At 41.7% G+C, this 23677-nt stretch carries 25 protein-coding genes; 17 read left to right on the plus strand and 8 right to left on the minus strand.

The genetic code is table 11. The features are described 5' to 3' along the window. Positions 1 to 66 precede the first annotated feature (66 nt). From alr to hag (C6348_RS01705), 4 genes are all read left to right on the plus strand, one after another. Complete coding sequence (gene alr, locus C6348_RS01690) at positions 67 to 1248, plus strand: alanine racemase (RefSeq protein ID WP_066031012.1); 1182 nt, start codon at positions 67 to 69, stop codon at positions 1246 to 1248. 102 nt (positions 1249 to 1350) lie between these two features. Then, the gene (locus C6348_RS01695; RefSeq protein ID WP_106041628.1) at positions 1351 to 2826 is read left to right on the plus strand and encodes a Kelch repeat-containing protein; all 1476 of its coding nucleotides are present in this window, start codon (positions 1351 to 1353) and stop codon (positions 2824 to 2826) included. A 232-nt stretch (positions 2827 to 3058) separates the two neighbouring features. Further along, positions 3059 to 3976: a flagellin Hag gene (hag, locus tag C6348_RS01700; RefSeq protein ID WP_106041630.1), complete on the plus strand. Its 918-nt coding sequence runs from the start codon at positions 3059 to 3061 to the stop codon at positions 3974 to 3976. A 288-nt stretch (positions 3977 to 4264) separates the two neighbouring features. Next, the gene (gene hag / locus C6348_RS01705; RefSeq protein WP_003211802.1) at positions 4265 to 5164 is read left to right on the plus strand and encodes a flagellin Hag; all 900 of its coding nucleotides are present in this window, start codon (positions 4265 to 4267) and stop codon (positions 5162 to 5164) included. A 32-nt stretch (positions 5165 to 5196) separates the two neighbouring features. On the opposite strand, the gene C6348_RS01710 is transcribed toward hag (C6348_RS01705), so the two are convergent. Beyond that, positions 5197 to 5526 carry a hypothetical protein gene (locus C6348_RS01710; protein WP_223251534.1) on the minus strand — a complete coding sequence of 110 codons (330 nt, stop codon included), beginning with the start codon at positions 5524 to 5526 and terminating at the stop codon, positions 5197 to 5199. Between the two features lie 47 nt (positions 5527 to 5573). Between C6348_RS01710 and C6348_RS01715 the strand changes: the two genes are divergently transcribed. Next, entirely contained in the window at positions 5574 to 5906 is a 333-nt protein-coding gene (locus C6348_RS01715; RefSeq protein ID WP_262982718.1) for a methyl-accepting chemotaxis protein, read from the plus strand. A 36-nt stretch (positions 5907 to 5942) separates the two neighbouring features. Here the strand turns inward: C6348_RS01715 and C6348_RS01720 are convergent, their stop codons facing one another. Beyond that, positions 5943 to 6314 (minus strand): DUF5412 domain-containing protein, encoded by a 372-nt coding sequence (locus C6348_RS01720; protein WP_034663103.1) that lies wholly within the window; start codon positions 6312 to 6314, stop codon positions 5943 to 5945. A gap of 247 nt (positions 6315 to 6561) precedes the next feature. Between C6348_RS01720 and C6348_RS01725 the strand changes: the two genes are divergently transcribed. Beyond that, entirely contained in the window at positions 6562 to 7185 is a 624-nt protein-coding gene (locus C6348_RS01725; protein ID WP_106041633.1) for a poly-gamma-glutamate hydrolase family protein, read from the plus strand. Positions 7186 to 7211: 26 nt separating this feature from the next. On the opposite strand, the gene C6348_RS01730 is transcribed toward C6348_RS01725, so the two are convergent. After that, entirely contained in the window at positions 7212 to 7760 is a 549-nt protein-coding gene (locus C6348_RS01730) for an ImmA/IrrE family metallo-endopeptidase (RefSeq protein WP_034663097.1), read from the minus strand. 310 nt (positions 7761 to 8070) lie between these two features. Here C6348_RS01730 and C6348_RS01735 point away from each other — a divergent pair, with 310 nt between their 5' ends. Further along, the gene (locus tag C6348_RS01735; RefSeq protein WP_106041635.1) at positions 8071 to 8970 is read left to right on the plus strand and encodes an N-acetylmuramoyl-L-alanine amidase; all 900 of its coding nucleotides are present in this window, start codon (positions 8071 to 8073) and stop codon (positions 8968 to 8970) included. A gap of 220 nt (positions 8971 to 9190) precedes the next feature. Here the strand turns inward: C6348_RS01735 and C6348_RS01740 are convergent, their stop codons facing one another. From C6348_RS01740 to C6348_RS01760, 5 genes are all read right to left on the minus strand, one after another. Then, positions 9191 to 9382, minus strand: a complete 192-nt coding sequence (locus C6348_RS01740) for a type II toxin-antitoxin system SpoIISB family antitoxin (RefSeq protein WP_411265992.1) — start codon at positions 9380 to 9382, stop codon at positions 9191 to 9193. Beyond that, on the minus strand, positions 9336 to 10106 hold the full coding sequence (locus tag C6348_RS01745) for a type II toxin-antitoxin system SpoIISA family toxin (protein ID WP_003211137.1): 771 nt from the start codon (positions 10104 to 10106) through the stop codon (positions 9336 to 9338). Before C6348_RS01745 ends, C6348_RS01740 begins: the two co-directional genes overlap by 47 nt. Before the next feature lie 146 nt (positions 10107 to 10252). Continuing rightward, positions 10253 to 11251 (minus strand): inorganic phosphate transporter, encoded by a 999-nt coding sequence (locus C6348_RS01750; RefSeq protein ID WP_034663089.1) that lies wholly within the window; start codon positions 11249 to 11251, stop codon positions 10253 to 10255. Between the two features lie 15 nt (positions 11252 to 11266). Further along, complete coding sequence (locus tag C6348_RS01755; RefSeq protein ID WP_003212390.1) at positions 11267 to 11884, minus strand: DUF47 domain-containing protein; 618 nt, start codon at positions 11882 to 11884, stop codon at positions 11267 to 11269. Between the two features lie 206 nt (positions 11885 to 12090). Next, positions 12091 to 12549 carry an ASCH domain-containing protein gene (locus C6348_RS01760; protein ID WP_060596067.1) on the minus strand — a complete coding sequence of 153 codons (459 nt, stop codon included), beginning with the start codon at positions 12547 to 12549 and terminating at the stop codon, positions 12091 to 12093. Positions 12550 to 12776: 227 nt separating this feature from the next. On the opposite strand from C6348_RS01760, the gene ggt reads away from it, so the two are divergent. From ggt to lpdA, 10 genes are all read left to right on the plus strand, one after another. Next, positions 12777 to 14528, plus strand: a complete 1752-nt coding sequence (ggt, locus tag C6348_RS01765) for a gamma-glutamyltransferase (protein WP_106041637.1) — start codon at positions 12777 to 12779, stop codon at positions 14526 to 14528. A 489-nt stretch (positions 14529 to 15017) separates the two neighbouring features. Then, positions 15018 to 15485 carry a PTS sugar transporter subunit IIA gene (locus C6348_RS01770; protein WP_095285042.1) on the plus strand — a complete coding sequence of 156 codons (468 nt, stop codon included), beginning with the start codon at positions 15018 to 15020 and terminating at the stop codon, positions 15483 to 15485. A 53-nt stretch (positions 15486 to 15538) separates the two neighbouring features. Further along, positions 15539 to 16912, plus strand: a complete 1374-nt coding sequence (locus C6348_RS01775) for a PTS galactitol transporter subunit IIC (protein WP_095285043.1) — start codon at positions 15539 to 15541, stop codon at positions 16910 to 16912. Between the two features lie 19 nt (positions 16913 to 16931). After that, the gene (locus C6348_RS01780; RefSeq protein WP_003212259.1) at positions 16932 to 17210 is read left to right on the plus strand and encodes a PTS sugar transporter subunit IIB; all 279 of its coding nucleotides are present in this window, start codon (positions 16932 to 16934) and stop codon (positions 17208 to 17210) included. Positions 17211 to 17271: 61 nt separating this feature from the next. Beyond that, positions 17272 to 17718, plus strand: coding sequence for a hypothetical protein (locus C6348_RS01785; protein ID WP_106041639.1), 447 nt, complete (start codon positions 17272 to 17274; stop codon positions 17716 to 17718). Next, positions 17715 to 18746: an alcohol dehydrogenase catalytic domain-containing protein gene (locus C6348_RS01790; protein WP_106041641.1), complete on the plus strand. Its 1032-nt coding sequence runs from the start codon at positions 17715 to 17717 to the stop codon at positions 18744 to 18746. Before C6348_RS01785 ends, C6348_RS01790 begins: the two co-directional genes overlap by 4 nt. A 179-nt stretch (positions 18747 to 18925) precedes the next feature. Further along, the gene (gene pdhA, locus C6348_RS01795; RefSeq protein ID WP_106041643.1) at positions 18926 to 19909 is read left to right on the plus strand and encodes a pyruvate dehydrogenase (acetyl-transferring) E1 component subunit alpha; all 984 of its coding nucleotides are present in this window, start codon (positions 18926 to 18928) and stop codon (positions 19907 to 19909) included. 31 nt (positions 19910 to 19940) lie between these two features. Then, entirely contained in the window at positions 19941 to 20921 is a 981-nt protein-coding gene (locus C6348_RS01800) for an alpha-ketoacid dehydrogenase subunit beta (protein WP_034620051.1), read from the plus strand. 17 nt (positions 20922 to 20938) lie between these two features. Beyond that, entirely contained in the window at positions 20939 to 22261 is a 1323-nt protein-coding gene (locus C6348_RS01805) for a dihydrolipoamide acetyltransferase family protein (protein WP_106037832.1), read from the plus strand. A gap of 12 nt (positions 22262 to 22273) precedes the next feature. Next, positions 22274 to 23656, plus strand: a complete 1383-nt coding sequence (lpdA, locus tag C6348_RS01810; protein ID WP_106041645.1) for a dihydrolipoyl dehydrogenase — start codon at positions 22274 to 22276, stop codon at positions 23654 to 23656. The last annotated feature ends 21 nt before the right edge of the window (positions 23657 to 23677 follow it).

The raw sequence follows: 23677 nt of genomic DNA on the forward strand, positions 1-23677 counted from the left end.
AGATAGACTAGACACGAAAACGAGCATTGATATTGAAATGACTCATGTGATGAGGAGGAAACATAAATGCAAAAGCTTTGCAGGGAAGTCTGGATCGAAGTCAACCTTGACGCGATTAAAAGAAATATCGGGGCCATTCAAGCGCATATTCCGAGGAAAAGTAAGATCATGGCTGTCGTGAAGGCGAATGCTTATGGACACGGTTCAGTGGAGGTAGCGCGGCAGGCACTGGAAAGCGGTGCGACGGAGCTCGCAGTTGCTAGTTTGGAGGAAGGCATTGTATTGCGAAGAGCAAAAATTGAAGCGCCGATTTTGGTTCTTGGATTTACCCCGCTAGATTGTGTGAAAAGGGCTGCGGCCTGGAGAATTGACCTCTCCGGCCTTCGAGAAGACTGGATTGTTGAAGCAAATGAGATCTTAGCGGAAGAAGATAGTCAGCGCCGGCTTGGGATTCATGTCAATGTCGACACAGGGATGGGGCGATTAGGTGTACGAACGAAGGAAGAGCTGTTAGGAGTGGTGGAAGCCCTTGAAAAGAGTAAAAACCTTAGATGGGACGGAATTTTTACTCATTTCTCCACAGCAGATGAGCCTGACCCTGATTTCACGCAGCTGCAGCACAGCATTTTTATTGATTTTCTTCGGTTTTTGAAAAAACAAGGAATTAAGCTGCCGACCGTACATTTGAACAATACAGCGGCTGCCATCGCGTTCCCTGAATTTAGCGCCGATATGATTCGGCTGGGCATCGGGCTATATGGGCTGTATCCCTCGCAATACATTGAAAGCTTAGACGCTGTTCAGCTAGAGCCCGCTCTCAGTTTAAAAGCAAGGATTGCGTTCGTGAAGGAAATGGTGACAGAGCCAAGGACCGTCAGCTATGGTGCAACTTATGTAGCAAAACCTGATGAAATCATTGCCACCATACCGATCGGTTACGCAGATGGGTACTCACGTGCTTTATCAAATCGGGGATTTATGCTTTTCCGCGGCAAACGAATGCCGATTGCTGGCCGAGTCACAATGGATATGACGATGATCAGTTTAGGAGAAATGAAAGCAAAGCAAGGCGAGGAAGTCGTCATTTACGGTCGTCAAAAGGGCGGAGAAATTTCTGTCGATGAAATCGCCGAAATGCTCAATACGATCAACTACGAAGTCATCGCCACCTTAAGCCGCCGCGTCCCAAGATTTTATCGTCGAGGCGGGAAGATTATTAAAATATCGACACCGGTGATGTATGTATGAGGATTTTATTATAAAAAGTTTATTTAAAAAACCATTAAATTGTAAACTTTGCAAATATTGGATCGATAAAAGGAGGGAATATAATGATGTGGGGGAAGAAAAATGAAAAAGAAATTTTTACTATTTATCATGGTACTTCTTTTAATAAGTACCCTTAGTCCATTTAAAGCAGATGCAGAAACAAAATCAACTGGATGGACGAAACGAGCTGATTTACCAGAAGAACGTATTAATGCCGGTGTAGGAGTGGTAGATGGAAAGATTTATTTATTTGGTGGAGCAAGTGAAAAAAATAAGTTAAATAATCAAACATTTATGTATGACCCTAAGAAAGATGTTTGGGAAGAAAAAACGAGCATGCCGAGAAATAGAACAGGCGGTACATATGCTACAGTAGGTAAGAAAATATATCTAATAGGTGGAATAAACGAAGAGACAAAAACAGCTTATAACACGATTGATATATATGATACAGAACTTGATCAGTGGGCAGAAGAACCGATTCAAATTCCAAGAGACCCTGTATTTTCAACTTATAACAAAGGAACTTTGTACGCAGTTGCAGTGAAAGAGGATATATATATTGTATCTTCAAAAAACTCTTATAAGAATAATGTCTATCAATACAATACAGCCTCTGGTGAATGGAAGAGCTTGAACTCATCGGCTTTACCATCTCGAAATGGGAGAGCCATTTCTGCAATTGACGGCAAAATATATGTTGCCGGTGGAGAAAATTCGATTGGGCATAGTAGAGAAAAATCTTTATTCCAGTATGATATTTCAACAGATAAATGGAGTAAATTAAAAGATAGTGACTTAACTTCAACTGTATTTGAACCAGCCTACGAAACATATAATGGGAAATTCTTCGTTATTGGTGGACAGCGGACTGGTGATGATTCAAGTGAAATAATGAAGAAAGTTCAAATTTTCAACCCTGAAGATGGACATTTTAAAAATTCAGCTTATGAATTGCCAGAAGGAAGAGCATCAGCTGTTGCAGCAATTGTTGATGAACAATTATATGTCATTGGCGGACGTGACTACTCGTATCATATGAGACATCTTTCTGTAAAAAGTGATTACAGATCAGTGATTTCTATTTCATTAAAAGACTTACAAGTGACTGAAGATGAAACAAAGCCGGATGATGGGACAGCAGAAGACCCAAAGGATCAAGACGGAACAAAGCCAGATGATGGCACAACAGAAGATCCAAAAGACCAAGACGGAACAAAACCTGGTGATGGGTCAACAGAAGAACCGAAAGATCAGGACGGGACTAAGCCTGGGGATGGATCAACAGAAGAACCGAAGGATCAAGACGGAACAAAACCTGGTGAAGAAGCAACAAAAGGTATACTTTCAATTACCATGATAAACGGGCTGCAAAAGGATTATTTGCTCTCAATGAAAGAAATCAACGATTTTCTAAACTGGTATAAAGAGAGAAGCTTTGGAATTGGTATGAACTTCTATGAAATCAATGATGAACATAATAAAGAACCATTCACTAGTAAGAAAGATTACGTGGTGTACCAAAATATCTTAATGTTTGATATCAAGCAATACTGATATTCATAAAATTGTAAAGCTGCTGATGATAGATCAGCAGCTTTTGTTTTTATAGGATTGTTAAAATTAGGATTAACGTCATGAGAAAAATGCGATATTTTTTTAAAAATCTGCTAAACATCCTATAACAACATCCGATAATAGAATTGTCAGGGTTGATAAGCCCTAGAATAAAGGACTTTTTTCAGACAAGGACGTCTGTCAGGTCCCACATACATGGAGGTAATAGGAAATGAGAATTAACCACAATATCGCAGCACTTAACACATTGAACCGTTTGTCTGCAAACAACGGTGCGAGCCAAAAGAACATGGAGAAACTTTCTTCTGGTCTTAAAATCAACCGTGCAGGAGATGACGCAGCAGGTCTTGCAATCTCTGAAAAAATGCGTGGACAAATCCGCGGATTAGAAATGGCTACTAAAAACGCACAAGACGGTATCTCACTTATCCAAACAGCTGAAGGTGCATTGACTGAAACTCACTCAATCCTTCAACGTGTACGTGAGCTTGTAGTTCAAGCTGGAAACACTGGTACACAAGATGGTACAGACCTTGGTGCTATCCAAGAAGAAATCGCTAACCTAGTTGAAGAAATTGGTGACGGTTCTGGCAAAAACGGTATCTCTGACCGTACAGAATTTAACGGAAAGAAACTACTTGACGGTTCTTTCAGCGCAACTGCTGCTACACCAAAATCATTAACTTTCCAAATCGGTGCAAATAAAGCACAAAAATTAGATGTGAACATCGAAGCAATGTCTTCTACAGCACTTGGTGCATTAGAAGCTGACGGAACTCTTAAAGCAGACCATGCAGTTGCTAACATCGATGTAACCCAATTTGCTGATCCGACTGCTACTGGCGCACTTTCTTTTGATGACCAATTAGATATCGTTGATGGAGCTATCAAACAAGTATCTAACCAACGTTCTAAACTTGGTGCGGTCCAAAACCGTCTAGAGCACACAATCAACAACCTTGGTGCTTCTGGTGAAAACTTAACAGCTGCTGAGTCTCGTATCCGTGACGTTGACATGGCGAAAGAAATGAGTGAGTTCACTAAGAACAACATTCTTTCTCAAGCGTCTCAAGCAATGCTTGCACAAGCGAACCAACAGCCACAAAACGTACTTCAATTACTACGTTAATGACAGGCCCCTTTATGGGGCTTTTTTTTATGTTGTTTTTTCTCCAAATTTCCTCCAGTCTTATGATTCTTAAATCCCTCTGATAAATCATGAAAAATGACCTTTAAATTTGGCATACTCTAGCGAAATGATCATAGTGAATGAGACTTATTCCTTATTTGTTCCTTTTTTGTTAAACAAATTCCATTAAAGTTCGATAAATGGATTGTAAGGCTTACAAAAAAATTCTAATTTAGAACTTTTGGACAAGGATGTCTAATTGGTTCAAACACATGGAGGTCATTAAACATGAGAATTAACCACAATATCGCAGCACTTAACACACTGAACCGTTTGTCTGCAAACAATGGAGCAGGGCAAAAGAACATGGAGAAGCTTTCTTCTGGTCTTAAAATTAACCGTGCAGGAGATGATGCAGCAGGTCTTGCCATCTCTGAAAAAATGCGTGGTCAGATCCGCGGATTAGAAATGGCGACGAAAAATGCTCAAGACGGTATCTCTCTTATTCAAACAGCTGAGGGTGCATTGACTGAAACTCACTCAATCCTTCAACGTGTACGTGAACTAGTCGTTCAAGCTGGAAACACTGGTACACAAGATGAAACAGACCTTGGTGCAATTCAAGAGGAAATTGATGCACTAGTTCAGGAAATTGGGAACGGTACGGATAAGAACGGTATTTCTGACCGTACTGAATTCAACGGAAAGAAACTTCTTGATGGAACTTTTGCTGCTGAACCAGAAGACGGAGAACCGAAAAAACTTACTTTCCAAATTGGAGCTAACGGTGCGCAGCAATTGTCAGTTCATATTGAAGCAATGTCTGCTGATAAACTTGGAGTTGAGGATAAAACAGTTTCTACTATTAAAGTAACTGATTTCGCCGAAATTGCAGCAGATGAAGAAGGTGGGTTTAACGACCAATTAGCAATCATTGATGGAGCCATCAAACAGGTTTCAGACCAGCGTTCTAAACTTGGTGCTGTACAAAACCGTCTAGAGCACACAATCAACAACCTTGGTGCTTCTGCTGAAAACTTAACAGCTGCTGAGTCTCGTATTCGTGACGTGGACATGGCGAAAGAAATGAGTGAGTTCACAAAGAACAACATTCTTTCTCAAGCGTCTCAAGCGATGCTAGCTCAAGCAAACCAACAGCCGCAAAACGTTCTTCAATTATTACGTTAATGAAAAAGCCCCACTAAGGGGCTTTTTTTGTTTCAATCTAATGAAAGCAGGTGCTGCAAACGAAAGTCAGGAACCGCTTCATGGAAAAAAGCTCGATTGCTTTCATCATCCTCTTTATCCCACTGACTCCACCATTCAGCAGTTTCTCCAGAAGTGTCGGCTTGAATCATGACATGCAGCTGTTCTAAGTTGATGATGTCTTTCGATTCTGTTAAGAAAGAATGCATCCGGTGATACGCTTCAAGACGTTCAGGCTGTTTTGTTACTATGGCGTATTGTACGTAGCGATTTAAGAATCCTTGTACGAACGTCAAATGGGGGATGGCTGTTTCTCCTTTTAATTCGACGCCTTCCCAAGTCATATCAGCAAACACTTGAAAGCTCGAAACAAACAGCCGATATTACAAAAATGATTAAAGGCATCTCGAAACAAACGAGTTTGCTAGGATTGAATGCGTCAATTGAAGCGGCCAGGGCAGGAAAAGAGGGAGCTGGTTTTAGTGTTGTAGCAAGTGAGGTTCAAAAGCTTTCAAGTGAAACTTCACGTGCAACAGGAAACATCGAAAGCTCATTACAAGGAATTTCCTCCAATATACATACATTACTTGAAAGTATGGACCACATGAAAGGTTCTTCATCGGAACAGGCTTTACTTGTAACAGAGTTTAGCGAAATTGTGGAACGATTGACGATCGTAAGTAAAGAAATGAAAGAATTCATGCAGCATGTGATGTCAACGTAAAAAACGAATCCAAGAGGGATTCGTTTTTTTGATGCGCTATTTTCTCTTGTTCTGATCAAAGCGATAATCATACGTGTCGCCCTTCACCACATTTAAAAACTCATGTCCAATTTGAACAAGCTGTCCGTTTTTCCATTTGATGAGAGGGTCTTTGTCTGGGTATTTCCAGTAAATCGTCTTCTTACGGTGGGTCAGTTTGTTTTCAATTTCTGCTCTAACTGCGTTTTCCTTTAGCTTTCCTCCGCTATGCTGATAGGTGTTGATGATGTACATTCCGTCAGGTGATGACATCGAGCGGATGAATGTTCCGTGAGACACGCCTTGAAGAGAGAAGCATTTCCAATAAATAATGCCAGCGAAGCTAAGGAGTAAGATGATAAGGATGAGGGTGGTTTTCTTTTTTAACATGAAAAATTCCTCCAGATGTAGATCACAATATTTCTAATTTATGAGAGAGAATACAAAAAGATTCATATAGTCCAAAAGTTCTATTCATTTCAATTATCGGTCATTTTTTCTCAAAATTCAACAGAAAGCCGTAAATGTAAGGAAAATTTAAGGAAGAATTCAAGTGGTGTATTTGATTCGAAACCTCTTTACAAAAGAATAAGGGATCAGTAGACTTATGCTCATATAGAGAAATGGGGCAGATGACATGAGACAAATCATCGATACGTATCAAAGTTATGAAGAGCTTTCCGCTCATGAAAGAATAGGAATTGATTATCGAATTCTTCACGAGCGGAAAGGTGACCAGCTTCTGGTTTTGTCGCCTCATGCCGGAGGAATTGAATCCGGCGTGAGTGAGCTCATTCATGAAATAGCTAGTGATTATTCTATGTATTTATTTGAAGGCCTTAAAGTAAAAGGCAATCATGTTCTTCATATTACAAGTACACGTTTTGATGAGCCGGTTTGCCTTTCTTATGTGCATAACCATCATTATACGTTTGCACTCCATGGCTACGGAGAAACAGAGGTGCTTCAAACGTTAGTGGGAGGTACGGACAGAGAAAGAGCGGCAGAAACTGTGAAACGTTTAACGCTAAATGGCTTTCACGCATTGCTGCTATCTGAATCTGATCGTTTTTCTGGAACACATCCTGATAATATTAATAACCAATGTCTGACGGGAAAAAGTGTACAACTTGAAATTAGTCAGGCGCAAAGAAGAGCATTTTTTCAAGACTTTAGGCGTCGCTATCGGCGTGATACACAAACTGAACAATTTTACCGGTACACAAATGTACTCAAACAAGTATTAGCTCTTTATGAATAAACTTTTATCGTTTTATGTCCGAGTATTTACGTTTGATAAACGGCTTCTTTTTCTGCGACCCTTTCTGCTTTCATTAAATAAGACGTAAACTCCTGTTGAAAGCGAATGCCTGCTTTTCGCTGTTCGAATAAGGCAAGCCGCTTTTCAGCAAAAGCTCTGGTGACGTGAAACGTTTGAGCAATATGCAAAATGGCTTGCTGCCGAAGGGTTGGAAGCTTCATTTGCAGCAGCATAAAGGTTGGAACACAAAAGTGATACATGAATTGTTTTGCCTGAAACTCCTGCAGTTCTCGAAAAAGTTTGTTCATTTTGAAATGATTGCCTGTATGCTTTAGCACATGACAAAGCTCGTGGGCAAAATCCTGCCATTGTTCTTCAGGTGATAGGGATCTGTTTAATATAATACTGTAAAGACCTTGATGTTGGATCATCATGCTGCCAGTCTCCTCGTAGTGGACCCATACATGAAATTCAGAAGCGATCCTTTGCATCTCTCTATAAGCAGGACCGCTTATTTGTAATTGAGCATATAACCGCTTAATATCTTCTTCTAAATGGGTTAAAAAACCAGTCATTTAAAAAACCTCCATACAAACGTATGTTCTATTTTTGGCGTAAAAGAAAAGTCCATATAGGACTAAATAGCTAATTGAACTATTACTTACTTTTTATATCGGCTTATTTTTAACAATTTTAACATAAATTCAAGGAAAAATGGAAGTAATTCCTGTTTTTTTCTGTATTTTTGCACTTTCCACTACTAAAAAGAGTGATTGAATTCAAATTTTACCATAGTCTTCTCATGAAAACAAACAAGTATTGTCTTACGAACGCCACCGATTGATGAGAAAGATCAATTCAATCTAGCAAAAGGGAGTGCAGAACATGGTACAAATTTATCAAGATTTTATTCCAGTTGGAAACGGAAACCGCCCAGGATATGCGATGACACCGGAGTATGTGACGGTGCATAACACAGCAAACACGTCAAAGGGAGCGGATGCGAAAAGTCATGCGGCCTATGTAAAACGCCCAACGACAGAGGTGAGCTGGCATTTTACAGTGGATGATCATGAAATCTTTCAGCATCTGCCGTTAAATGAAAATGGCTGGCATGCAGGGGATGGACATGGGAATGGTAACCGGAAGTCGATCGGAATTGAAATTTGTGAGAATGAAGATGGAAATTTTCAGCAAGCGGTCAAACATGCACAATGGCTTATTCAAAAGCTATTAAAAGAACATCACATTCCGCTAGCAAACGTGGTCACACATCAGTACTGGTCTGGAAAAGCATGTCCACGCCAGCTTCTTTCTACATGGGATGAATTTAAAAAAGGGATTGAAACGGCAGAAGATCCGGAGCCGGTCATCACGTATGTCGTGAAAAGCGGAGATACGTTAACGAGTATTGCGAAAGCTCATGGGGTCACAGTTCAAGATTTACAGAAGTGGAATGACATTAGTGATCCGAATAAGATTCAAATTGGACAGGTTCTCAAAATTTATCGTAACGATGCAAAGAGCACGTATGAGCTGCCAGATGGGGTTTTAAAGGTGACGTCTCCATTGACAAAGGGAGAGCACGTACGCCTCGTCCAACAGGCGCTTGCTGCTGTTTATTTTTATCCTGATAAATCAGCTGCAAATAAAGGAATAGACGGAGTTTACGGAGAAAAAACGGCGAACGCCGTAGCGCGTTTTCAGCTGGTAAATGGTCTGACAAGTGATGGAGTATACGGACCTAAAACGAAGGAAAAACTTCTGAAGCTGTTAAGTAAGTGAGTGTTTCTGTTTGTATGATTGGATGACTGCTTCACTTTGCTCATTTAATCGACGCATATAAGGCGACGACTTATATTCAGCAAACTGAACATATCTCAATTGTTTGATTTTCTTTTTCATTTATTGGCACCTCAATCGTTGCAACGTATAGATTATTGTATGCAAGTCTATGTAAAAATGGAAGCAGGACGCGGATTTTGTTCCGCGTCCTTTAGTGTAATCAAGCCCTTTTATTTTTATACTCATCCAATAGCTGTTCATTCTTTTTAAAAATACGCTCTGTATGGGGGCTTACCTTGTAATCCGCCATACTGATATGTTGCTTTTTCTTTAAAATCTTAAAAGGGTTTTTCTTGCGATTGTTGTTATCCCCTTGAAGTGCGTGGTCCATCTTCATCACCTTCCTCTTCATCAGGCAAGATTAGGTCATAAATTGTTGTAAGTGACGTCATTAATAAATAGTCGAACTCAGTGACAATGTCATCAGAGGTAAGCTTAATGACGAAGTGATCATCTGCTACAGAAAACGGGATGAGCACCAATTTGCCGAAATCATCGTAATAGACTTCCTGCCTGTCAAGCTTCGCCTGAATAAGAGCTCGCTGGTCAAGTGTCCGCAGCAGGTCATCTTTTTGTTCCTGCGTATCGTATGGACAAAGAACCGCTTGAATATTCATCTTGTCGGCAAAAGAATAAATGAGCCGTTCAATTCCCTCTATATATGCCTCTACACTTCCATAATATACATGGATCGGTTCGTTTTTCAATAGGTATTGGTACGTTTTTAGTTTGTTGAGGTAAGAATGAAGTAGATCGTTATTTTGTTCTAGGAGTTGGTGGGTGTCGGTTTCTAGTTCGTGATTTCCGAGTTTTTTAATATAGGAGCTGAGAAAGATGAATGCATCGGTTAATGCAAAAAAAACAGCAATAATCAAGTAGTGCATCCAATCGGTGAAGATTGAAGAAGGGTCATTTGTCCAGTACACAACAGCACCAGCTACATAAATCCAATACCACGTTTTTCGAATGGCAAACATCTTTTCTTTTACTTTTTGTTCAAAACGCCATACGGCAAATACATATACAGCAAGGGCACCTAGCAATAACCACACGGTCAATTGAAAAAATAATAGCATGTTCTTCTCTCCCATAGACAGATGGATACTTATTTATTTCTATGGATATGATTGGAAACCCTGCTTCATGAAAAAATGGCTTGTAGGAACAAGGTGTTGAAGTGTGCGGGCAAATAAAAAAAGACCTGTCAGACAGGTCTTTGATATTAGATAATCGCATTTAACACAAAGTATATAAGAGCCCCTAGAGTTCCTGAAATCGGTAATGTGATCACCCAAGTGACAAGCATGCGTTTTGCCGTACCCCAGTTTACTCCTTTTACTCTGTGTGCAGAACCTACACCTAGAATAGAAGATGAGATCACGTGAGTGGTACTAACAGGTAAGTGAATAAATGTCGCACCGAAGATAATCGCTGCACCCGTTAAATCGGCAGATACTCCGTTTACTGGACGAATTTTCATAATTTTACCGCCGACTGTTTTAATAATCTTCCAGCCGCCAATAGAAGTACCTAGTCCCATTGCAAGCGCACAAGAGAATTGTACCCAGAATGGAATGTCGTCTGTTGTATGCAAATTACCTGCAATTAAAGCCATCGTAATAATTCCCATCGCTTTTTGCGCATCGTTTGTTCCGTGGGTATACGATTGCAGTGCAGCAGTTAAAATTTGAACACGTCGGAATTGTTTATTTGTTTTTGCGAGATTGTTGTTTCTGAATACAAATTTGATAATGGTATACACGATATATCCCAATACGAAAGCTAGGATAGGTGAAAGCAATAGTGCTTGAATGATTTTAATGAATCCCGAATAGTTTAAAGCGCCAAAACCAGCAGAGGCAATAACAGCTCCTGCAATTGATCCGATCAGTGCATGTGAAGAACTACTCGGAATCCCGTAATACCAAGTAAGCAAGTTCCAAGTAATGGCCGCAATTAAAGCAGCCAAAATGACGACAGAACCGTTTTGAAGTGTAAAAGGATCTGCGATGTCTTTTGTGATGGACTTTGCCACACCTGTAAATGTCATTGCTCCTAAGAAGTTCATGAACGCTGCCATAATAATAGCATGTCTAGGCTTTAACGCCTTTGTTGAAACCGAAGTGGCAATGGCATTTGCTGTATCGTGAAATCCGTTGATGAAATCAAAAGCAAGTGCACAAATGACAATAAATATGGTAAGGATGAGTAATGTGTCCATGTTTAACTAACCCCGTTACGCATTCTTCATAATGATTGTTTCTAGATTGTTGGCAACACTTTGACAGGAATCAGCGATTTCTTCAAGTGTTTCGTAAATTTCTTTGTATTGAATGACCTTGATTGGATCAGTCTCTTTTCCAAACAAGTTCTTTAGTGATTTACGATAAAGATTGTCACAATTATGCTCGATCTCTTTGATTTTGATTGCGTGTGGTTGAATATCTTTTAAGCGATTTTCAGCCAGTAAATCAATTGTAATTAAAATTTCCTTTGCACATTCTCTGATGTAGTGGCTGAATTTGTCGATATGTTCGTCAGAGCTTGTCATTGAATAAATTTCCATTGTCGCTGAAAAATGCTCAATTCCATCTAAAACATCGTCGAGGCTATTCGTCAATTGAAGAATGTCTTCACGTTCAATCGGTGTAATAAAGGCTTTGTTCAGCTCTTTAATCATAGTATGAACATGATTATCACCTTTTGTCTCATATTCCTTCAATGTGTCAGAAAATTCTTTCAGAGTGGTTTGATTTGTTACTTTATAGCTAACAAAATACTCAGCAGTTTCATCTAAATTTTTAGCAATTTCCGTTAACAAGACGGAAAACTTGTCTTTTTTCCTTTTTAACATGTAAAAACCCTCCATTGTATAAATGAGACAATGCACACATCAAATAATTATATATTCTTTTGTCGAAAAAAAACAGGTGTAGTCGAAAATTTCTTCACTTTTTCTATTTGATCTTATTCTGACCTAAAGATGTGTTCTCAACACACCTTTTTCAGAAAGGAGAAAAGAAATGAAAAAAGCGGTCCATTTTTGGCGCCGCTTAAAGCTTAAGAAGCTGAATAAACAAGTTTAAATCGCTCGCAAACAAGGAGCATGTCTTCTTTAAATTCTAATCCGTACGGTTTGAGTGCTTCTGTAAAAAATTCTTGATGGGCTCTGTACCAATAGTTATATGAAAGATCGCCTTCACCTTCTGCTTGTGCAAATGATTCTGGAACCTCATTCATTGGCATGACATCTACATGCGTGATCTCTATGATGGCTTTTGGTTCGTCATGGCTGTCCAAAATGACCGCATATTGTCCTGCCTTTGGAAGCGGCTCCTGTTCCTTTTCGTAAAAAAGGTGTCCAGAACAAGTCGCTGTTTTTTTCCCTCGCAGAACAAGGTCAAGCAAATGATCTGGGTCTGCTCCAAATGCCCAAGCGGAAACAGACGCGTCAATTGGTGCACTTTCTGATTTTTCTTCCCAATATGTTTCCCAAAATAAGGTGCTTTTCTGATTCATCATTCTTCCCCCTTTGTGATGTGTTTATTATACCGTGAAATCAAATACATGGAAGTATAGTGTCTTTATCCCTACTGAGTAAGTATGTCATATGTTTTGAAAATCCGCTTTATATTTGATGAATATAGGATGATAGAATGAAAAATTTAGAAATTTTAGAATAATCTATTGTATTCTGGTCAAGAAGTCGGTAAGGTCAAAGTAAGAATATGGAAGGGGTGTTGTGTATGAAACGCATTTCTCTAACTATTTTGTCCATATGTCTGTTGGTTTTCTCGTTTTTTCTGCCTGTCAGTCAGGTCACTGCAACCGAAACTCATGGGAATAAAGTAGCTGTTGGGAAAGATGGCATGGTGGCTACTGCCCATCCGCTCGCATCAGAAGTGGGGGCAGATGTATTAAAGAAAGGTGGAAACGCTGTTGACGCTGCTGTTGCCATCCAGTACGCACTGAATGTGACAGAGCCAATGATGTCTGGAATTGGCGGCGGAGGATTTATGATGGTTTATGATGGGAAGACTAAAGAAACATCCATCATCAATAGTCGAGAAAGAGCACCACAAGGCGCAACACCAGACATGTTTTTAACAGATGAGGGGGAAGTCATCCCGTTCGCTGAGCGATCCACACACGGTAATGCTGTTGGTGTTCCAGGGACTGTAAAAGGTCTTGAGGCGGCATTAGATAAGTGGGGGACCCGCTCGATGAAGGAATTGATTAAGCCTTCCATTCAGCTTGCAGAGGATGGATTTGAAATCGATTCTGTCCTGGCAAAAGCCATTGATGATCATCAAGGAAAATTGAAAAAAACGGCCGCAGCGCCAATCTTTCTTCCAGATGATCAGCCGCTCAAAGAAGGGGACCTCCTAGTTCAGCCAGGTCTTGCAAAAACATTTAAGCTCATTGCGAAAAAAGGAAGCAAAGCATTTTATGAAGGAAAAGTAGCAAAGGCACTTGCAAATACAGTCCAAGATTTTGGCGGAACGATGACAACTGATGACATTGATCGTTATGAGGTCAAGACTGACAAGCCTATCTGGGGAGACTATAAAGGATATCAGCTTGCAAGTATGCCTCCACCAAGCTCAGGCGGGGTGTTTATGCTGCAAATGCTCAAAATACTTGATCACTTTAACCTATCTCAATATGACCCCAAATCATTCGAAAAATATCAGCTGCTTGCTGAAACGATGCATCTCTCCTATGCTGACCGTGCTGCATATGCCGGCGACCCCGAATTCGTAGATGTTCCACTAAAAGGACTATTAGACGATGATTACATTTCAGAAAGAGCCTCTCTTATTGAATTAGATCAAATGAATCGTAACCCGAAAGAAGGAGATCCATGGGCGTATGAGGATGAAAAAACCCCATCCCCTATTGTCCCGCAGCCAGAAGATAAAACCATTGGTGAGACCACACATTTTACTGTTGCCGATCAGTGGGGAAATGTTGTGTCATTCACAACAACCATTGAACAGTTATTTGGTACAGGGATTCTCGTCCCGGAATATGGATTTTTCTTAAACAATGAACTAACAGATTTTGATGCAAGACCTGGCGGAGCAAATGAAGTTCAGCCGAATAAACGTCCATTATCCAGTATGACACCGACCATCATATTCAAAGATAACGAGCCTGTCATGACAGTAGGTTCACCGGGAGGAACGACCATCATTGCTTCTGTTTCACAAACCATATTGAATTTGCTTGAATATGACATGGAGCTTCAGGATGCAGTTGAAGAACCAAGGATTTATACAAACAGCCCAACTTCTTATCGTTATGAAGTAGGTGTCCCTCTCGATGTGAGAACAAAGCTTAATGATATGGGGCATCGTTTTGGCAACTCGCCTATTGATATAGGAAATGTTCAAGCTCTACTCATTGATCGAAAAGCAGGAACCTTTACTGGAGTGGCTGACTCCTCGAGAAACGGGACTGCTGTTGGCGTCAATTTAAAGCTCTCTGCCCAATAAGAACATTTCCCGGGAAAAGAAGCGCCTCTTGAGGATGGCGTTTCTTTTTTGTCTAAATATAAGGAAAACAGTAGAAAACTGAGAATAGTTTGAATCATACATAGCTGATCAGACAACCGAAGGCTCTTGGCCATTTGAAGTACAGGACTGTGATGTATTGGCTAAGGGCCTTTTTTGCGTATGAATGACAAGGTTGTTGCTGACATCAAAGAGCAAGTACATGAGCTTTTAGAGAGAGGAAGTCACATTTAATAAGAAGTAGAGCATAGTTGAAGAAAGATGCAAAAAAGACTGCATCTTTTTTTATAAAATTTTTCCTAGGAACATTGACTTATAATTTAGAATATTATAATATCTTTACAAAGGTAACAACATTGAACAATTTTCAGTAATTATATTTGTAAGCGCTTTATAAAAGGTTCTATTCCAAAATGTTCTTTCTTTTTGTTACATGTGTTCATATTTATGCCAAATGAAAGGGGTGGTTGTTTGAACAACTTGTTTGAGTTAGATGAACAGCTGATCAAGCTGCAGTACGATGCATCTTCGAGAGAGGAGGTGACCACATATTTAGCAGAACGATTAGAAGCGGGAGGATACATTAAATCGAGCTTTTTACCTGCCGTGCTTGAAAGAGAAAAAACATATCCTACAGGCCTTCCACTTGCGACCTTTGGGGTAGCGATTCCACATACAGATCCTGAGCATGTGAACAAACCTGCGATTAGTGTAGCCACTTTAAAGGAACCTGTTATGTTTCACAAGATGGGGAGCCCTGATGAAACTGTGCTAGCCAAAATTGTGTTCGTCCTAGCAATCTCTGAACCTAGTAAGCAGCTCGTGATGTTAGAGAAGCTCATGACACTTTTTAGAAAAGAAGAAGTGATGACGAGGCTGTCTCACATGACATCGTATGAAGAAGCGGTTGACGTGCTTGAGCAAGAATTAAACCAATAGCCTTTCACAAAAAAATGTAAGCGCTTTATCTGAAAAATCCAGGAGGTGGATGTATGATCAAGCAAGCTGTCGATTTTATATTAGACCTTGGGCCAACTATTATGCTCCCGATTATTATGACGATTTTCGGTATGATTTTAAGGCAAGGCTTTAAGAAATCCTTCCGAGCCGGTATTACGATCGGCATTGGCTTTGTCGGTGTCAATCTTGTCATTAATTTGCTTGTGAGCGGCCTTGGGCCAGCAGCAAAAGCCATGGTTAATTCCCTTGGGCTAAAGCTCGATATTTTGGATGTTGGATGGCCGATTGGAGCTGCTATATCCTTTGGTACACCCGTTGCCCCTTTGATGATTCCTCTTGTGCTTTTGTTAAATGTCATCTTATTGTCCGTTAACTTTACGAAAACGCTGAATGTGGATATTTGGAACTTCTGGCATTTGATTTTCGCAGCCTCTGTGACTTACTACGCTTATCATAATATGTTCTTGGCCCTTGCTGTTGGTTTAATCGTCTCTGCTATCACGCTTAAATTAGCCGATTGGACGGCACCGACAATCGAACACCATTTTGGATTAAAAGGCGTATCGATGGCTCATGCTGAAACGGTCAACTTCGCGCCGCTTATGTATGCGTCCAACCGTATCATTGACAAGATCCCTGGCTTAAACAAAATTCATGCTGATCCAGAAACATTGAAGAAACGTTTTGGCATTTTTGGCGAACCGCTTGTGATGGGTCTCATACTTGGTATCATTATTGGTCTTCTAGGCGGCTATGATGCGAAAGGCGTCATGACGCTTGGTATTCAAATGGCAGCAGTTCTTGTACTAATGCCAAGAATGGTTGCGTTATTAATGGAAGGTCTTATTCCAATCTCTGAGGGCGCTCGTTCTTATATTCAAAAGCGTTTCCCTGGGAAAAATGTCTATATTGGTTTAGATACAGCGATTGTGATTGGTCATCCGGCGAATATGGCGGTAGCCCTTCTCATGGTGCCGATTACGATTTTACTTGCTGTCGTTCTGCCTTACAATGGCATGCTCCCGTTTGCAGACTTATCGGTTCTTCCATTTACAGTTGTATGGGCAGTAGCAGCGGCTCGTGGAAATATTATTCGCGGTCTTATTAACAGCATTTTTACATTAATGATTGTCTTCTTTATCGCAACGAATCTCGCACCGCTTGCAACAACAATGGGGAAAGCAGTCGGCTTTGATTTCCCAGAAGGGGCCAACATGATTTCAGGTATTGACCTTGGTTCCCATGTCATTCCTTGGATCATGGTGAGACTTCTTGATCCGAGCAATCCATACTTTATTGCAGCCATCATCTGTGCTCTGGCTTATGCGCTTCTATGGTACTGGGTGCGAAATGATATTAAAAAGCAGTATGCGAAAGAAATGGGCTTAGATCAGAAAGAACAATAAACGAGCTGGAGGGATTCTCATGGCAAAGAAAATATTGGTTTCATGCGGAACAGCAGTTGCCACATCAACGGTTGTTGCAAAAAAGGTCGAAGAGACTTTAAAGGAAAAAGGATATGATGTCGTGGTGGAACAGTGTAAGGCATCTGAAGTCCCGCAAAAAGCGGAGGGCGCCGATTTAATCGTGACGACCACGCCAGTGAGTGACACAAAAGGAACGCCTGTGATTCAAACATTATCCTTTTTAACCGGATTTGGCATTGAAGATGATATTGAAAAAATCATAGATCATATTAAGTAAACACTCATTTCATTGAGGAGCTTTCGCGGCTCCTTCCATTTACCTGAAAGGAGGACGTCTCATGCAGCATCATGCTTATAGCCGAACGTCTGCAGTGTTGTCTATTTTTCTTCCAGTCGTGCTCATCTGTCTGTTTTTCCTCTGGTTTCTTTATACGTTAATGTCAGCAGGACCTGAGCCGTTAGCTGTGTTAGGCGTTTATACGCTGCCTATCCTCATGCTTTCTAGTATTACTGGACTGAACCAGCCGACAAACGTCATCATTAGTGAAGATAAGCTGAAAATCGGCGCTTTTGGCAGATGGCACACATATGCGGTCTCTGATATTAAAGGAAAACTTTTTATCAAGCCATATCCTCATATCGGGAAAGTCTATGTCAGGGTGGGCCCATCGCGCATATTCGGAGGACGTTACTGGATATCAAGTGAGATGAGTGAGTACAAGCAGCTTGTGCAAACGTTGCAGGATTTTGCGAAGGGTGATGAAAAGGAGGATGCAGCTACATGAAATCAGCTGTCTTTTATTCTTCAGAGAACATTCGGTATGAGGAGCGGAACCGGCCTGCGATTGGTGATGATGAAGTGCTATTAAGAATGCGTGCCTGCGGCTTATGCGGCACAGATATTTACAAGGCAACACATGAGACGGTACCCTCTGGAACGGTGCTAGGGCACGAAATCGCTGGTGATATTGTTGAAACCGGAAAGCATGTGACAAATATCCGAACGGGAGACAGGGTTTATGTTGCGCACCATGTACCTTGCTTCACCTGTGACTTTTGTCAAAAGGGATTTTATACAATGTGTCCGCAGTTTGCAGCCACTAATGTAGAGCCAGGAGGGTTTTCAGAGTATATCCGCGTACCTGCATTGCATGTCAAGCACACAATGGGCAAGCTCCCGAAGGACGTCTCATATGAGCAAGGGGCAATGGTGGAGCCAGTCGCCTGCTGCCTCCACGGGTTTGAACGAGCACCTGTTCATCCAGGAGATTCTGTGCTGATCCTTGGAGCAGGGCAAATTGGCTGTATCCAACTACAGCTCGCCAAACATTACTTGGCTGGAAAAGTGATGATAACGGATGTGAATGAGAACCGGCTGCTGCAAGCGAGAAATTTAGGTGCAGATGTTGCTTTTCATCCAGCCTCTGAGCCGGTGGAAGAACGGGTCATGAGAGAAACAAATGGAAAGGGAGCAGACCTCGTCATGATATCTGTTGGGAGCAGTGCGCTTTTAAAAGAAGCGTTTCAAGCGGTAGCGAGAGGTGGAACGATTTTAGTGTTTGCTCATTTTCCAAAGGGAGACGTCTCCATTCCGGCTGATCGGTTTTTCCATGATGAAGTGAAAGTCGTAGGAGCCTATTCCTCGCATCCTTATCACTACCTCGAAGCCCTTGAGCTTCTAAGGGCAAAAGTAGTCAACACAGAAAAGATGGTGACGCACCGTTATCCGTTAAGTCAGCTGCTTCAGGCGATAGAATGTGCAAGGCACCCTGAAGGAGAAAGTGTCAAAATCATGATGTATCCAGATGAATGAGAACATGGAGATTGGAAGAGAAAGAGAAGTTCTTTAGAAAAGGGCTTGCCTTTCTCTTTTTTCTGACAAAAAATGAAAACGCTTAAAAATGAAAGAGAATTGCTTGACTTCAATGATACTTAAACGTATGATAATTACAAATGTAACATATAAGAACAAATGTAAAGGGGAGAGAAGAAATGCAAAAACAAATCACTTTGCCTGAACAGATTAGTCATGAGAGATTAGCAGATTTATATAAACAAATGTGGTTAGTGAGATATTTTGATGAAAAGGTCGATCAATTCTTTGCCAAAGGACTTATCCATGGAACCACTCACTTATGTGTCGGACAGGAAGCGTCAGCTGTTGGATCGATTGCCGTATTAAAGAATGAAGATAAGATCGTCAGCACACACCGTGGACATGGTCACTGTATTGCAAAAGGTGCAGAGGTCAATAAAATGATGGCAGAACTATTCGGACGTGAGACTGGCTATTGCAAAGGAAAAGGCGGCTCGATGCATATTGCTGATTTAGAAAAAGGGAACCTTGGCGCAAATGGAATCGTTGGCGGCGGTATCCCGCTTGCAACAGGCGCGGCGCTCACATCTAAAATGAAACAGGAAGGCTTTGTTGTTCTTTGTTTCTTCGGAGATGGTGCGACAAATGAAGGCAGCTTCCATGAAGCGCTAAACCTTGCATCCATTTGGGATCTGCCTGTTGTGTTCATTTGTGAAAACAACCAGTACGGCATGTCTGGCCCTGTGAAAGAAATGATCAACATTGAAGACATTTCAACAAGAGCAGAAAGCTACGGAATACCAGGGAAATCGATTGATGGAAATGACATGGTCGAGATTATGAACACAGTAGATGAAGCAGTCAGCCGCGCAAGAGCTGGAGAAGGTCCATCACTTATTGAAATGAAAACGTATCGCTGGAAGGGTCACTCCAAGAGTGATGCGAAAAAATACCGTACACGTGAAGAAGAAACAGAGTGGAGACAAAAAGACGGAATCAAGCGCTTTAAGTCTCTCTTGATTGAACTAAATGTTTTGACAGAAGAGCAGGCAGCGGTCTTACAGGAAGAAGCGAAGCAGGAAATTGAAGCGTCTGTTGAATTCGCTAAAAACAGTAAAGAACCGTCAATCGATACACTATTAGAGGATGTATACGCCTAATTAGGAGGGGAATCACGTGACAAAAACAACAGTGAGAGAGATTTCATATTTAGAAGCCGTTCGAGAGGCTATGAGTCAGGAAATGAGAGAGAACCAAGATGTATTCATTTTAGGTGAGGATATCGGCGTATATGGCGGTGCTTTTGGGGTCACGCGCGGCATGATTGAAGAATTCGGTCCAGAGCGTGTACGTAATACACCGATCTCAGAGGCAGCCATCGCAGGAGGCGCAGTCGGAGCGGCTTTGACCGGTATGCGTCCGATTTTAGAACTTCAATTCTCTGACTTTATTACAATCGCGATGGATCAGCTTGTAAACCAAGCGGCCAAAACACGATACATGTTTGGCGGAAAAGGAAAAGTGCCGCTCGTTGTGAGAACACCAGCAGGATCAGGGACGGGTGCCGCAGCGCAGCATTCACAAAGCTTAGAAGCGTGGATGGCTCATATTCCGGGACTAAAGGTGGTTCAGCCTTCAACAGCTTATGATGCCAAAGGACTTTTAAAAGCAGCAATGGATGATGACAACCCTGTCATTTTCTACGAGCATAAGCTTTTATATAAAACAATCGGCGAAGTGCCTGAAGAGCCTTATTCGATTCCTTTAGGGAAAGCTGATGTGAAAAGAAGCGGGAAGGACGTCACGATTGTAGCAACAGCGATTATGGTACACAAAGCGTTAGAAGCGGCGAAGGAACTAGAAGCAGAGGGAATCGATGTTGAAATCATTGATCCAAGAACACTCGTCCCATTAGATGAAGAAACCATAATCGAATCTGTGAAGAAAACAGGTAAATGTATCGTGGTTCATGAGGCGGTCAAACGAGGCGGCTACGGCGGAGAGATTGCAAGTATGATAGCGGAAAGTGAAGCGTTTGACTACTTAGATGCGCCGATTAAACGACTTGGCGGTCTTGCAGTCCCAATACCATACAACCCGACACTGGAAAAAGCGGTCATTCCACAAGTACCAGATATTATTGAAGCAGCAAAAGAGCTTGTGCGCTCTTAAATAAAGGGGAGAAGATCATGCCAAAAGAGATATTTATGCCGAAGCTAAGCAGTACGATGGAGATCGGAACCTTGCTTCAATGGTTTAAAGAAGAAGGAGATTCGGTTGAAATCGGTGAGCCTCTTTTTGAAATTATGACAGACAAGATCAACATCGAGGTGGAAGCCTATGATGACGGCATTTTTCTAAAGAAATACTACGAAGCTGATGATCAAATTCCAGTCAATGCTGTCATTGGATATATCGGAGAGGCAAATGAACAGGTACCAAGCGAGCCGCCAGCACAGGCAGATGAAGATTCCTCAGAAAGCGGCGAATCGTCTTCACCAGACACGGCTTCATCCAGTTCTACTGAAGCCCCAAAAACATCTGATGAAAAAGTACGTGCCACGCCCGCAGCGAGAAAAACGGCAAAGGATCATCATGTGGCGATTCATGAGGTATCTGGCACAGGGCCAAAAGGCAGAGTCCAAAAGCGGGATGTCGAGGCGGTCGTTCATTCTAGCGAGAAAGATCAGCGCGTCTCACCGCTTGCAGAAAAAATCGCTGCCCGTGAAGGAATTGATTTAGCAGCAGTTTCTGGATCTGGCGCTCATGGCAAAATCATGAAGAGTGATGTAAAAGCAGCAGCACAAACAGCAGAGGCTTCGCCTGTGAAAACACAAAAACTAGCTGGCATGAGAAAAGTGATTGCTGATCGCATGTCACAAAGTGCCTTTACAGCACCGCACGTCACATTAACAAGTGAAATTGATATGACGAAAGCAAAAGAAGTGCGTCAGCAGCTACTGCCAGCGATTGAAAAAGAGACAGGCTACCGCTTGTCGTTTACAGAAATCATCATTCTTGCGGTCAGCCATGTACTCACGCGCCACCCGCAGATCAATATGACATTTGAACAAAATGAGCTCCATTTCCATGAGGATGTACACATTGGTCTTGCTGTTGCAGTGAAAGACGGCTTGATGGTACCAGTCATTTCTCATGCGAATCAAAAAGGATTAAAACAACTGACAAAAGAAGCGAAAGAAATTGGCCGAAACGCACGCGATCAAAAACTGCTTCCTGACCAGCTGAAAGGGTCCACTTTTACGATTAGTAACTTAGGCATGTATGCCATTGATACTTTTACCCCGATTATTAATCAGCCAGAAGCGGCGATTTTAGGTGTAGGACGGATTCAAGATAAACCTGTTGCAGTGGATGGAGAAATTCAGGTGCGGCCAATGATGGGGGTCAGTTTATCGTTTGATCACCGAGTCGTAGATGGCGCACCAGCGGCTGCCTTTTTAACAGACCTTAAGAAAGTGCTTGAACAACCATTTGAATTGCTAATGTAGGAGATGAATCGGATGACGAAAACGTATGATCTGACAGTCATTGGCGGAGGGCCTGGCGGGTATACTGCCGCCCTTCAAGCAGCTGAGCGCGGACGGAAGGTTGCTTTGATTGAAGAGGATTTTTTAGGCGGTACTTGTTTAAATCGAGGCTGTATCCCTTCAAAGACCCTGCTGAAACATGCAGAAGTGATTGAATCCATTGAAAAGGCGAAAAGCTGGGGAATCGAAACAGGTGACATGATCCTTTCCTTCGATAAAATGAGAAAGCGCAAAGATGACGTCATTGAAAAGCTCAGAGGCGGAATCGCCTTTTTATTAAAGCAAGGAAAGATTGATGTGTATAACGGCAGAGGCACAGCTGTGACAAAGCATCGGATAGAGATAGAAAAACAAGGTGGATCAGAATCGATTGAAACAAAGGAACTGATCATTGCCACCGGATCTACACCAGCCATTCCGCCAATACCTGGACTTGGAGACATTCAATTTGATACAAGTGATACGATCTTCGACATCCCAGATATCCCAGCTTCTGTCGTCATCATTGGTGGAGGTGTCATTGGGCTTGAGCTTGCTTGTATTTTCCAGAGTCTTCAATCAAAAGTCACCATTATTGAAGCAGCACCGTCCATTATTCCGCAAGAGGATGAAGAAGCATCTAAGCTGCTAGAAAGAGAATTGAAGAAAAAGGGCATCCATATCGCGAAGAAAACCACTGTGACAGAGGTAACGGAAAGCGAAGGAGTCAAAGCGGTTCATGCAACAGATGATAAAAGGGAGACGCACATCTTTACAGCGGAAAGGCTGCTTGTCTGCGTTGGAAGAAGACCGAATGTATCAGCTGTTAGCCAGCTTGATCTTCAACTGGATGGTCCGTTTATCAAGGTGAATGATCAGATGCAGACAAGTGCTGAAGGTGTATATGCAGTTGGGGATGTCGCCGGCGGCTATCAGCTGGCTCATGCGGCGATGGCAGAGGCAACCGTTGCAGTCAGCAATATTTGCGGCGTGCCTGAAAAAATGAATGCTGATATTATGCCTAGATGTATTTATACATTACCAGAGGTAGCAAGTGTCGGTCTTACAGAGAAAGAGGCAAAAGCCAAAGGGCTCAGCGTACAAACAGAACGATTTGATTTAGCGGCAAGCGGTAAAGCGTTAGCGGCAGGTGTTCAATCAGGCTTTATTAAATTGGTGTACGATACAGCATATGGTGAAGTGATCGGTGCAACGATGGTTGGTCCGCACGTCACAGAGATGATTTCAGAAGCTTCCTCCTTTATGTATTTAGAAGGAACAGCAGAAGAGATGGCGAAAATGATTCATCCGCATCCGACCATCTCAGAAGGTTTTTATGAAGCAGCTCTTGATATCGTGAGTAAGCTGAGAAAATAAATGCCAAACAAGGGATAGGGA

The organism is Bacillus sp. YBWC18 (genome assembly GCF_002998775.1).
Taxonomy (GTDB): Bacteria; Bacillota; Bacilli; order Bacillales; family Bacillaceae; genus Bacillus.